11 protein-coding genes and 1 tRNA gene are annotated in these 11,859 nt (G+C 58.4%); 4 read left to right on the plus strand and 8 right to left on the minus strand.

All coding sequences use genetic code 11. The annotated features are described in order from the left end of the window. Positions 1-47 precede the first annotated feature (47 nt). The 5 genes from OK142_RS00335 to OK142_RS00355 all read right to left on the minus strand — a co-directional run bounded on the left by OK142_RS00335 (position 48) and on the right by OK142_RS00355 (position 5,382). On the minus strand, positions 48-1,325 hold the full coding sequence (locus tag OK142_RS00335) for a type III PLP-dependent enzyme (RefSeq protein WP_498680664.1): 1,278 nt from the start codon (positions 1,323-1,325) through the stop codon (positions 48-50). Further along, positions 1,309-2,841 carry an AMP-binding protein gene (locus OK142_RS00340; protein WP_498680665.1) on the minus strand — a complete coding sequence of 511 codons (1,533 nt, stop codon included), beginning with the start codon at positions 2,839-2,841 and terminating at the stop codon, positions 1,309-1,311. The genes OK142_RS00335 and OK142_RS00340 overlap by 17 nt, the downstream gene beginning before the upstream one ends. Then, the gene (locus tag OK142_RS00345) at positions 2,838-3,101 is read right to left on the minus strand and encodes an acyl carrier protein (RefSeq protein ID WP_003495720.1); all 264 of its coding nucleotides are present in this window, start codon (positions 3,099-3,101) and stop codon (positions 2,838-2,840) included. The genes OK142_RS00340 and OK142_RS00345 overlap by 4 nt, the downstream gene beginning before the upstream one ends. Before the next feature lie 85 nt (positions 3,102-3,186). Continuing rightward, positions 3,187-3,945 (minus strand): hypothetical protein, encoded by a 759-nt coding sequence (locus OK142_RS00350; RefSeq protein ID WP_498681694.1) that lies wholly within the window; start codon positions 3,943-3,945, stop codon positions 3,187-3,189. 309 nt (positions 3,946-4,254) lie between these two features. Beyond that, positions 4,255-5,382, minus strand: coding sequence for an S-(hydroxymethyl)glutathione dehydrogenase/class III alcohol dehydrogenase (locus OK142_RS00355; protein ID WP_498680666.1), 1,128 nt, complete (start codon positions 5,380-5,382; stop codon positions 4,255-4,257). A gap of 548 nt (positions 5,383-5,930) precedes the next feature. Between OK142_RS00355 and OK142_RS00360 the strand changes: the two genes are divergently transcribed. From OK142_RS00360 to OK142_RS00370, 3 genes are read left to right on the plus strand one after another with little or no spacing between them, the layout of a single operon-like run. After that, positions 5,931-7,175, plus strand: coding sequence for a TadE/TadG family type IV pilus assembly protein (locus OK142_RS00360; protein ID WP_498680667.1), 1,245 nt, complete (start codon positions 5,931-5,933; stop codon positions 7,173-7,175). Further along, positions 7,156-7,695, plus strand: a complete 540-nt coding sequence (locus OK142_RS00365; RefSeq protein WP_498680668.1) for a TadE/TadG family type IV pilus assembly protein — start codon at positions 7,156-7,158, stop codon at positions 7,693-7,695. Before OK142_RS00360 ends, OK142_RS00365 begins: the two co-directional genes overlap by 20 nt. After that, entirely contained in the window at positions 7,692-8,270 is a 579-nt protein-coding gene (locus tag OK142_RS00370) for a TadE/TadG family type IV pilus assembly protein (protein ID WP_498680669.1), read from the plus strand. The genes OK142_RS00365 and OK142_RS00370 overlap by 4 nt, the downstream gene beginning before the upstream one ends. A 46-nt stretch (positions 8,271-8,316) precedes the next feature. Here OK142_RS00370 and trmFO read toward each other — a convergent pair whose 3' ends face one another. The 3 genes from trmFO to OK142_RS00385 form a co-directional block, all read right to left on the minus strand. Continuing rightward, on the minus strand, positions 8,317-9,774 hold the full coding sequence (gene trmFO, locus OK142_RS00375) for a methylenetetrahydrofolate--tRNA-(uracil(54)-C(5))-methyltransferase (FADH(2)-oxidizing) TrmFO (protein ID WP_498681696.1): 1,458 nt from the start codon (positions 9,772-9,774) through the stop codon (positions 8,317-8,319). 530 nt (positions 9,775-10,304) lie between these two features. Further along, the gene (locus OK142_RS00380; RefSeq protein WP_003495735.1) at positions 10,305-10,448 is read right to left on the minus strand and encodes a DUF1127 domain-containing protein; all 144 of its coding nucleotides are present in this window, start codon (positions 10,446-10,448) and stop codon (positions 10,305-10,307) included. Positions 10,449-10,927: 479 nt separating this feature from the next. Further along, a complete protein-coding gene (locus OK142_RS00385; RefSeq protein WP_065115811.1) occupies positions 10,928-11,074 on the minus strand; it encodes a DUF1127 domain-containing protein in 147 nt (48 codons plus the stop codon). Positions 11,075-11,715: 641 nt separating this feature from the next. Here OK142_RS00385 and OK142_RS00390 point away from each other — a divergent pair. Next, positions 11,716-11,798 (plus strand) — tRNA-Leu (locus OK142_RS00390). The last annotated feature ends 61 nt before the right edge of the window (positions 11,799-11,859 follow it).

Here is an 11,859-nt window from a genome sequence, read left to right on the forward strand (position 1 = left end):
ATATGCGTCCGTAAGAAACCGGCTACGGGTTTCGCGACAACACATCCTCAGCGCCCAATCACCTCAAACGCACCATCTTCCACCAGCGCTTCCTTCGCCGCCGGATGGCTTAGAAAACCCGAAGGGCTGGCACTGGCGCCATAGGCTCCCGATTGCAGGATGGCGAGGAGATCGCCGGCCTTCAGATTCGGCAGGGTCGCATTGCGGGCGAGCGTGTCGAGCGGTGTGCAGAGCGGGCCGACGATGGTTGCCGTCTCGTCGTAATCCGCCTGCATCATGGCCGGTGTGACGATGGGGTAGTTGCGCTTGACGATCTGGCCGAGATTGCCGGAGGCCGCCAGATGGTGGTGCATGCCGCCATCCGTTACCACGAAGGTGGTGCCGCGCGAGGTCTTTACCGAATTGACTTCCGCCACATAGACGCCGCCGGGGCCTGCCAGGAAACGGCCCGGTTCGACGATGACATGGGCGTCGGCGATCAGCGGATGCGCCTGCATCAAGGCCTTGAGGTCGGGAATGGCGGCGCTGACCGCTGCAAGATCGAGCGGCGTTTCTCCGGCGAAATAGGGGATGCCGAGGCCGCCGCCGAGATCGATGGTCTGAAGCGGCCTGCCGAGCATTTCCGCCATGCGCGCCGCAAGGGAGATCGAGTGTCTCCATTGAGAGACAAGCATGTCCGCGTCGAGGATCTGCGTGCCGCCGTAAATATGGATGCCGACGAGATCGATATGTCTGCTGTCCCTGAACAAGGGCAGGACGTTTTCCAGCTCTTCCTCATCGAAGCCGAAGGCGGTGGCCTTGCCGCCCATGCGCATGGCGCCGGCCTGCGCATCCGGCACCGGATTGATGCGGATGGAGGCCTTGACCGGCCTGCCGATTGCCTCGATGCGGGCGATTTCCTCGGCGCTTTCGATATGGATTTCGCCGATGCCGCCCTTGATCACTTCCAGTAATTCGGCCGCGCGTTTACCGGGGCCGGCGAAGATGATCTTTTCCAGCGGCATGCCCGCCTTGATGGCGGCGCGATATTCACCGACGGAGGCGATTTCCGCGCCGGCGCCTTCTTCGCGGAAAAGCGAGATGATGGCGGGCAAGGGATTGGCCTTCACCGAATAAAAGATATCGGCAAAACCGCTGAGCGCGGTTGCGAGATCCCGATAGGCGCGGCGCATGGCGCTCGCGTCATAGAGGAAGCACGGCGTTCCGGTCTCGGCAACGATATCGCGCACCGCAAGGCCGCCGATGACGAGATCGTTTTCGTTGACTGCGAATTGCGCGGCGGCAAGGGCCGGGCCGTGGCTTTGGGGTTTATCCGTGGGCGCCATTGTCCGTCCGTTCGCGCACCAGCGCGCGGTAATCCACCTTGCCATTGGCCGTGACCGGAAGCCGGTCGACCAGTTCTATGGCGCGCGGAATCATGAAGGGGGCGAGCATTTCGGCGGCTTTCTTGAGCGCTGTCGAAACATCGATATTCTCATTGGCGGCGGTTGCCACGGCATGCACCTTTTCGCCAGCAAAGGGGTCCGGCAGGCCGATGACCGCAACCTGCTGGAAGAGGCCTGTCGACATCAGGCTTTCTTCCACCTCGGTCGGGCTGATGCGATAACCGGAGGATTTTATCATCGCATCATTGCGGGCAACGAAGCTGAAAAAGCCGTCTTCGTCTTCCACCGCCAGATCGCCGGAATAACAGACGGTCTCGCCGCCGCGTTCAGCCGGAATGAAAGGGTGAGGGCGCAGCACCTTGGCGGTATCTTCCGGCCGGTTCCAGTAACCCAGCGAGACGGTCGGGCCGCGATGGACGAGAATGCCGGGTTCGCCCGGTTTGGCGCGCTGTCCCTCAGCGGTGACGATGAAGATTTCGCATTCCGGAATGGCCTTGCCGATGGAGGTCGGGCGGCGGTCGATCTCTTCCGGCGGCAGGAATGTGGAGCGGAAGGCTTCGGTGAGGCCATACATCAGGTAGATTTTGGTGTCCGGCAGCTTTTCGCGCATCGCCCTCACGGTTTCCTGCGGCACGCGCCCGCCGGAATTGGTAATGTAACGCAGATGCGGCAGCGGCGTCTTCGTCAGCAATGGCGCTGCTCTCGTCAGGATCGCCCAGACGGTCGGAACGCCGGCAAGCCCGGTAATGGCATGGTCACGCAGATCCCTGACGATATCGTCGCCCAGCCTAAAGGTGGAGATGATCGTCGTTGCACCCTGTTCCACCGCCGTCAGCAGCTGGTTCAGGCCATAGTCGAAACTGAAGGGCAGGATGGAGAGGATGCGATCTTTTTCGGTGATCTCAAGATAGGTGCGCACGATGCGCGCACCGGCGAGAAGATTGCGGTGCGACAGCATCACGCCCTTGGGCGAGCCGGTGGAGCCGGAGGTATAAAGGATCGCCGCGAGGTCCTCGCCGATTGCCGCCGAGGCTTTGGCGGGCGCGGCCGGGCGGTTATCCATATCTTCCGCCTGCAGCACTTTGACATGCGGCAGATCTTCCAGCGCCGCTTTCAGCTCATCCGTCATCGCAGCACTGCTGATGACGATTTTCGCGCCGCAATCCCTGACGATATGGCGGATCTGCTGCGCTTTCAGGAGCGCGTTGACCGGCACGAAAACGCCGCCGGCCATGCTCACGCCAAAGATCGACCAGCATTCCTCGATGCCGCGTGGCAGAAAGACGACGACGCGGTCACCACGCTCCGCACCTGCATCCTGCAAGGCTGCCGCGCAACGTGCGGCCGCCTGCGAAAACTCGCGGTAGCTCAATGATTTTTCTTTGAAGACTAGCGCCTCACCGCTGCTTTCAGCCCGCGCGGTGAGCAGGTGGTGCAGCAGCACGTGGGGTGTCATTTCCGGCGTTCCTGCATGACGAAGGCGATCAGATCCGCCGGCGTGCCGAGATTGCCCGGCGTGAAATGTTCGTCACTGAGAATGATGCCGAAGCCTTCGCCGAGAAAGATCATCAGCTCGAGAAAGCCGAGCGAATCGATCACGCCGCCTTCGAGCAATTGCGTATCGGCCGCAAATGGTGCGTGAGCCGGAAAACGCTGCGAGAGGTAGGAATAGATGGTCTCTGACACATCCGCTTCCCTGAGTTGCGCTGAAACCATGCTTGTTCTCCGCTCGTTCGCGCTCTCGGGATAGAGTGGCCGAAGCGCCTTTTCTTCTTTGCAGGCAAGGTTCAACGCGGTCTTTTCAAGAGCGTCCCAATACCCAGGGTGGCAATAACACCAATTCTGAGTATGTTTCGTTAATAAACCGTGGGTTCCATGCGCCTTTTACTTGCATTGGCGCGGATTTGAGAACGGCAAATCCGCCGGCGTCGCGCTCCTCGTCAGAGGCCGCCATGGTCATGGCGAGCCGGCCCTTGCGAAGAAGATGGCGGGCGATCGCGGAGATGTGCCTTTGCGCGAGCTGTCTGTCCTCGCAATAGATGAGGCGGGCGGTGGGCAGCCGCTTGGTCATGGTTTTTAAGAACACCAGGGGATGATGACGTCCATCCGCCTCCATAACCGCCACCATGCAGCCGAAACGCGCATGATCCTCCAGCATGTCACGCATCGCCGCCGGCAGCGCGCCCGGGGGCACGTCGGCAAGCGGGCGAAGCCGCGCCCTTGCCGGGCCCAGCGCCTTTGGCAGCAGCGGATAAAAGAGCGTATAATCCGTCACCGTCGAGAACCCCAGCCTTTCGTTCAGCTTGCAGGCTTCCGGGGAAGGGGTGAGGTCGGTGAAGGTTTCTTCCTGCGAGGACGAGGCCATTTGCAGCATGCGTGGCGCGAACCACCGGCTGGAAGGCTCGACATACCAGCTCGACAGATTGACGACCATCCTGTCTTCGTCGGGCAGGCGGCTTTTGATCGTCAAAAGCACACCGACGGCATCATCGCCCTTCATCAGCAATTGCCCGATCTCGCCGAAATTTAGCCGCGCGTGATGTGCGCTGACGAACGACAGCCCGCGAGACCAGAAGGCCTCGCTTTTTTCCGGGAAACCCTTCGTCAAAAGCGCAACGGCGGCGACGCGGTTTCCGTTGTCGATCGGCACGATTCTCAGAGGTCGCTCCCGCTGTCTGGCGTCGTTCTGGCCCGTGGAGCGTTTTCAACTCCACGCAGTATCGGCTTACGACGATAGATTTACCGTCCCGTTAATCACAGTGAGAGCAGGGTGCGGGAGGACAATCACATTTGCATGAAGGACAGCCGCGCCCGCGCGCCTGCCCTTGTGTTTGTCTGATCAAAGGCGGGGCCTGATCATATCAATTGATCAATAAACAACGACGCCGCGGATGCTTTCGCCCCTGTGCATCAGGTCGAAGCCCTTGTTGATGTCTTCAAGCGGCATGGTGTGGGTGATCATCGGGTCGATCTGGATCTTGCCTTCCATGTACCAGTCGACGATCTTCGGCACATCGGTGCGGCCACGTGCGCCGCCGAAGGCCGTGCCCATCCAGTTGCGGCCGGTGACCAGCTGGAACGGACGCGTGGAGATTTCCTGGCCGGCGCCGGCAACGCCGATGATGACAGACTTGCCCCAGCCGCGATGCGAGGCTTCCAGCGCCTGGCGCATGACCTTTGTGTTACCTGTGCAGTCGAACGTATAGTCCGCGCCGCCGATCAGGTCGCCATTGCGCTTCGTCATGTTGACGAGATAGGGCACGATGTCGTCGCCCACTTCCTTCGGGTTGACGAAATGGGTCATGCCGAATTTTTCGCCCCAGGCCTTTCGGTCCGGATTGATATCCACGCCGATGATCATGTCGGCGCCCGCAAGGCGCAGACCCTGCAGGACATTGAGGCCGATTCCGCCGAGACCGAAGACGATGGCGGTGGAGCCGATCTCCACCTTGGCGGTGTTGATGACGGCGCCGATGCCGGTCGTCACGCCACAGCCGATGTAGCAGACCTTGTCGAAGGGAGCGTCCGGGTTGATCTTGGCCAACGCGATCTCGGGCAGAACGGTGTAGTTCGAGAAGGTCGAGCAGCCCATATAATGATGGATCTTGTCCTTGCCGATCGAGAACCGGCTTGTTCCGTCAGGCATCACGCCCTGGCCCTGGGTGGCGCGGATGGAGGTGCACAGATTGGTCTTGCGCGAGGTGCAGGAATAACATTCGCGGCATTCCGGCGTATAGAGTGGAATGACATGGTCGCCTTTCTTGACCGAGGTGACGCCGGGGCCGACATCAACAACGATACCGGCGCCTTCATGGCCGAGGATGGCCGGGAACAGACCTTCGGGATCCGCGCCCGACAGCGTGAAATCGTCTGTATGGCAGATGCCGGTCGCCTTGACCTCAACCAGCACTTCGCCGGCGCGGGGGCCTTCGAGTTGAACGGTCATGACCTCAAGCGGCTTTCCGGCCTGAATGGCAACTGCGGCGCGAACGTCCATTTTCGATCTCCTGGCGTTGTCTCATGATTGGAAAGGGCTTTTTGCCCGAGCTAGGCGGGAGGGGCAAGAGGTCTTTCGTGTATCTGTCGCACACAAAATGAAAGATCCTTTCAAAGCTGCTGCAAAGAAGCGCGGATCGGGGAAGTTGTGTCCCTGCAATCGAATTTCTACCTGTCGTGTTCAATTCATTTTTTCGATAATAATGTATTATAAATATTCGAATTAAGAATATGATTTTGCATATTATTTTTGATTTTGAAGTGATCTTTAATTTACGAATCCAGTGTTTAATTCGCCATATAGAATGACGAATGCAATTGGCCTGCGGTTGCCCCCAGCCGCCAGCCCGAGAAGATGTTTTAAATCTCCTGAGCCCGATTGGTTCCGGCCATTTGTGTCGCGCCGCCATGAGAGCGGCCTGCATCAGCGGTTTTGCTGAATTTATTTTCTTGCGGTCCGGGTGTTTCGTCCGGCTGCAGGCCTTTGTCTGTCCGGGTGGAAGGAACTCGGGTGATCCGTGGCGGTTGGACGAAAAGCGATAGTTTTAGATGTTGCATATTGGAAGAATATTGAACGCATTGACGAATGGCTTCCGCTCGTTTCTGAGGGATCGGCGGGCAAATTTCGCCATTATTACGGCATTGCTCATGCCGGTTTTCCTTTTGACTTTCGGCATGCTTTTCGAAGGCGGCCGGGGGCTGGCCTATTACAGTCAGTCAAAACGGGTGATCGCACAAGCCTGCGAGCGCTCCACGAAACCGACACGGACGAATGTACCCCTTGATGAGGCGCGCCGTAAAAACGTGCTCGATACCTTCGATGCGCTCATCCGTTCCACCAATCAGAAGGTGGTGAGCCGGGAGGTGAAAATCGATTGGTTGACCACGAACATCAACGCTAAATTCACCTACAAAACGATGTTGGGTGGGATGTTCGACGTCGAAAAGATGGACTACGAGCTGACTTATCGGTGTGGCGGTATTCCCCCCTATCCTTATGACGGTGAAGTGATCGTCAATAACACATTCGATGTGCTGAATGGTGCCAACCGCATTCTCAAACACGGCAAAAGCCCCACTACCCCTAACGGTTGCTGGGGCGTTTATAGCTACGAAGAGCTTGGGTGGGATGGCGGTGCTGGTCCAGGCATCGAGCTTCAGGACTGGAGCAATGCCGAATGCCGCAAAAGACACGGCTGGCAAGGCTATGAGGAGCCTGAGAGGGGCGATGCTGCCCTTTGCGGCACCACATCGACAGATCCCAAGGATACAAAAAAGAACGACAAATCAAAGGAAGTCGACCAGCAGAAAGAAAACGACAAGGGCGGGTCTAGTTCCCAGCAAGCCAACCAGTGCCCGGCCAAGACGGATGACCCGCAGAAAGCATCTATGCTGAGTGTCCAGAAAATACCGCCGACCAAATACGTGGTCGAACTCGACAGCAATTGGGATGGGCAGAAGAGAAGAGACGCTAACAGCTCCATTTTCAAAATTGTTGAACTGCATCCCGGAGAATACGAGGTTTCGGTCTGGTATAATGGCCGCAACGACGCCTATGGGGGCACCAACGACATCGATATCTTCCTGCAGGTCCAGCGCCCGCAATTAGGCCCTGAAAAGAAGATCATTCAAATGGGTCAAGAGGACAAGGTCTTCTGGGAGCGCAGAAGCTACTCGATCACGGTTGATACCTATTCCGTCTACAAACTAACGATTGCCGCAGGCGGGAAAAGCGACAGCATCGGCGGCATCATTACGGCTTTCGAGGTGAAGTATGTCGACTCGCCGAAGTAATATTGTCTCCCTCCGTTGTTGTTGCCTGCTCAGGTCCTGCGTCGCCGATATCCGGGCCGCAACCGCCGTCGAGTTCGGCTTGCTGATGCCGGTCTATTTTTTGCTGGTCTTCGGTATTTTCGAAGTCGGATTGGCCCTGTTGCTTAGTCTCAATCTGGCGACCGCGGCCAATGCTGGCGGGGAATTGCTGCGCAAGGCTGCGGTAAGCCAGAAAGCGGTCACCGAGGCAGAGCTCAGGCGGGTAATAGCCTCAAATTTCCTGCTTGGTACAACGGAAAAGGATATGAAAATAGCGCTCATTCCCATCCCGGATGCGGACTTCACCGCCGCGCCGCTGACGTTTCCGATCGAAAACAAGTTTCAGGCGCCAGACAGGAAGACCGGGCAATATCTTCTGGCACTCGGTTATAATTGGCGATTCATTCTTCCCACCACCCGTTTGCTGGTCCAAGGTGGGGGTAACCGGCCGCAATTGCAAAATCTCTCTCTGGCGATCACCGCAAATCGGGTGACGGAATGATGGTCGTCCGGTTGCAATCCATTTTCACCACCATGATGCGATCTCGCGCGGGCGTGGCTGCCGTGGAATTTTCCCTGTTGTTGCCAATGCTGGTCGTCCTTCTGGCGGTGATGATCGAAACCGGTCGGGGTTGGTTGAGTTACGATCGATTCGTAACGGTCGTCGACAATACAGCCCGCTGGTCCGCCCGTTTCCCGGAATTCGAAGAGCGTGTTCGGACGGGCGTCAAAACCTTTGTCATCGCCGCCGGCCGGCCTCTCGACCCCGAAAAGCTCGATTTGACCTTGCGAAGTGCCAGGCTGGTGGGGGGTGTCGCCGTCACCGAATTTGCGCCTTACAACTTCTTCGGCTCCGCCGAAAACGTGAAATGGGATAAGATGTTGAAGGCGGGGAACTTCAAGGAGGAAGAGGCCGTCATCGTGATTTCGGGCCGTTACAAATATCGACCGCTCTTTTCGTTTCTCAGCAATACGACCCTCGAGTTCCAATATGTGACGACGGTCAACCCTTATTTCTCGCGGCACTATAAGTATCAGAAGGGCAATTCTGACTGGAAGTTCTGGAACGTCCGCTGACGGGAACATTGGGTAAGTTGCTCTTGGCGCTCCAATACCATGTCTATCAGGGGCTTTGAACGATACCAGCGGTCGTGGCGGCTTCGCCCTCCTTCAACCACTCCGCACAATCCCTCAACGCCCGCGCTGCAACCAGCTGGCGTTTCATGATCGTCTTGTCCTTGCCGCGGAAGCGCTTGACGCCTTCCGGTTTGACGATGGAGCCGGGTTCCAGTTCCGGGAAAAGGCCGAAATTGATGTTCATCGGCTGGAAGGAGCGCTTGCCCGGCTCATCATTCGAAGAGAGGTGGCCGCCGGTGATGTGGTTGAGAAGCGAGCCGAGTGCGGTGGTTGCGGGCGGCAGGCTTGGGGCCTCGCCCTTCTGTTCGGCGGCGGCGAAGCGGCCGGCCAGAAGGCCTACCGAGGCGCTTTCCACATAACCTTCGCAGCCGGTGATCTGGCCGGCGAAGCGCAGGTCCGGCCGGGATTTCAGCTTCAACGAGTTGTCGAGCAGGATCGGGGAATCGATATAGGTGTTGCGGTGCAGGCCGCCAAGCCTTGCGAATTCCGCATTTTCGAGGCCCGGTATCATGCGGAACACATCCGCCTGGACGCCGTATTTCAATTTGGTCTGGAAACCGACCATGTTGTAGAGCGTGCCAAGCGCATTGTCCTGTCGCAGCTGGACGACGGCATAGGCCTTGACGGTCGGGTTATGGGCGTTGGTCAGGCCCATGGGTTTCATCGGGCCATGGCGCAGCGTCTGGCGGCCACGTTCGGCCATGATCTCGATCGGCAGGCAGCCGTCGAAATAGGGTGTGCCTTCCCATTCCTTGAAACCCACCGTATCGCCGGCGATCAGCGCATCGATGAAGGCGTTATATTGTTCCTCGTCCATCGGGCAGTTGATGTAATCCTTGCCCGTGCCGCCGGGGCCGACCTTGTCGTAGCGCGACTGGTACCAGCAGATATCCATGTTGATGCTGTCGCGATGCACGATGGGCGCGATGGCATCGAAAAAGGCGAGTGCATCCGCACCCGTTTGCGACTGGATGGCTGCGGCCAGATCCGGCGAGGTGAGCGGGCCGGTGGCGATGATGCTGTTGCCCCATTCCTTTGGCGGCAGGCCGGAAACCTCTTCGCGGACGATTGTCACCAGCGGGTGATTTTCTAGCTCTTTCGTCACTGCTTCAGAAAACCCGTCGCGATCTACGGCGAGCGCGCCGCCGGCCGGCACCTGATGCCTGTCGGCGCAGGCCATGATCAGCGAGCCCGCAAGGCGCATTTCGGCGTGAATGACACCGACCGCATTCGCTGTCGCATCGTCGGAGCGGAAGGAATTGGAACAGACCAGTTCCGCCAGCGTATCGCCCTTATGTGCATCCGTGCCGCGCACGCCGCGCATTTCGTGCAGGATGACGGGCACGCCGCTCTCAGCAATCTGCCAGGCGGCTTCCGAACCGGCCAGTCCGCCGCCCACGACGTGAATGGGAGAAGTGGTCTTGTCTTGCATGCTGGCGTCCATGAGCCGCGCGGTTGCCAAGGGCTCCCGTCCGGCGGCTGTCTTTCGAGTGATTGTTTTGCACGGGCCCCGAAGGACGCGGCATTGTTTGCCGATGCACTAGCATGCATGGCCGGGGCAGCCAAATGTTTTTGCGGGTGGGAGATAACCAGGGGCAGGCGGCGGCCGGAGTTTTGGCGAAGCCCGAGATATGGGCAAGCGTTTGTGGGACGAGCGGTCGCCGCTTGTTTCTTCTCCTCGGTCGGGGAGAAGGTCGCCGCAGCGGGATGAGGGGGCGAGGGTAGAGAGATGTGGAGAGCTTGCCCCCTCATCCGACCCTTCGGGCCACTTTCTCCCCGGGCGGGGAGAAGACATGTGCCGCGCTGCCGAGACTTTATCGGTCGCCTTTGGCGCTCGGTATAAGCCGCGACGGAGAACCAATTCCCCGCAAATACCGCGAGAATCAAAAACGGCGCCAGAGGCGCCGTTTTCTTAAAACCTGTCGCTCGATCGTCGCGCCCTGGAGGTCGGGCAGCGGGACGACCGTTTACGCCTTAGCGGAACGAACGGGCTGCTACGTTACGGATGTCGTAACGGGTCAGACCGATGTCGCTCAGAGCCTGGTTGGAGAGGCTGCCGAGTTCGTTGATCGTGCGGCGGTAGGAGATCCAGTTCTTTGCGATGCGGATAGGGTTCATGGTCGTTTCCTCAATCTTTCTTTGTGAATTCGTCTGCCGGCTCAGTGTTTCTGTGCTCTCGGCTGTTGAGGTTTATATATAGACATTCAGCTATGTTGTGCAGTGCAGAATTTAGGCTACTGCCATGCATTTGTGCACTATGTCGGCTAATTTTACGGCTTTGAGTATCATCTGAGCAAAATATGAGCGGAAATGCCTGTCTTTCGGGCGTTTTTGGAGGGCTTCTTGGCCTTTGGCGACAGTAAGCGGGCCTTTTTCGATGTCAGAGAGTGTCGATGGCGCCTTCAGGCTCTCAAAATCACGCTACGCGACCGGCCTGCCGATGCATTTTTGATCGGTTTCCTTCCAGCGCCTTCCAGAGTGTGGGGGCTGGTTCGATCTCAAGGCATTGCCCAAAACGAAAAAAGGCCAGAGGCGGGGAGCCTCAGGCCTTTTGAAAGGGTAGTCTCGCATCCGCCGCATTCAAGCGGCGGGGCGTATTAGATGCCGACGGCGGTACGGGCGACGCGGCGGATGTCCTGACGGCCAATGCCGAGGTCACTCAGTTCGCGGTCGGTCATACGGCCGAGTTCGGTTACGGTCTGACGATACTTGCGCCAGTTGGTCAGCGAGCGTGCAATGTTCATGGTCATCTTCCTCTTCGTGCTGTTCAGTCTCCACGGCCAGTCTTGGGAGGCTTTGGACCGGGGCTGAACTCGATGTCTGTATGACCATGAATATAATCGGTTTAATCAAAACAAAAACAGACAATGCAAGATGCCACCTATGCGCAGGATGCAATGCAAGCCCGTAAATCGACCCGATTGCGGCGATTCATGCATAATTTGTGACCATTTTGTGTGCTTTTGGTGAAGCGATCCGATCGGGCGGATGTAAAGCCGTGCGATCGGGCGAATGCGTGGGTGATTACAATATGTCGGCGGCAGGGCAGGGCCGTTACGGTCCCTGATCCGGGGCGTTCCGCATGGCCCTCACGGAAGCCCATGCGGAACGCCCTATATATAATGTCATGTAGCCGCATAAATGTTATGTGCTTCCACGCATGCGGCGTGGCTGTCCTTTCGGCTGCTGCCAGGCGGTGCGGAGGCAAGAGGAGCGCGGCCGTTTTCCTGTCCTTCGCGGGTCCGTTCCCTTCCGGCGCGGGCAAAAGCGCGGCGGGGGTCCTTACTTCCGGAGCTGGGACCAATAAAAGTCCGGATGAAACGAAAGGCGGTGACAAGGCGTGCTTGACCCTTTCTGAACATTGTGACATACCGCCGCCCAACGTGCGGGTATGGCGGAATTGGTAGACGCATTGGTTTTAGGTACCAACGCTTCGGCGTGGGAGTTCGAGTCTCTCTACCCGCACCACTAGCAAAGCATGGCTGTGCCACGCTTGCGCCAGGGTGCATCTTTGATGATGCAAGGGCTT

It is taken from the genome of Agrobacterium sp. BT-220-3 (genome assembly GCF_025910175.1).
GTDB classification, from domain to species: Bacteria; Pseudomonadota; Alphaproteobacteria; order Rhizobiales; family Rhizobiaceae; genus Agrobacterium; species Agrobacterium oryzihabitans.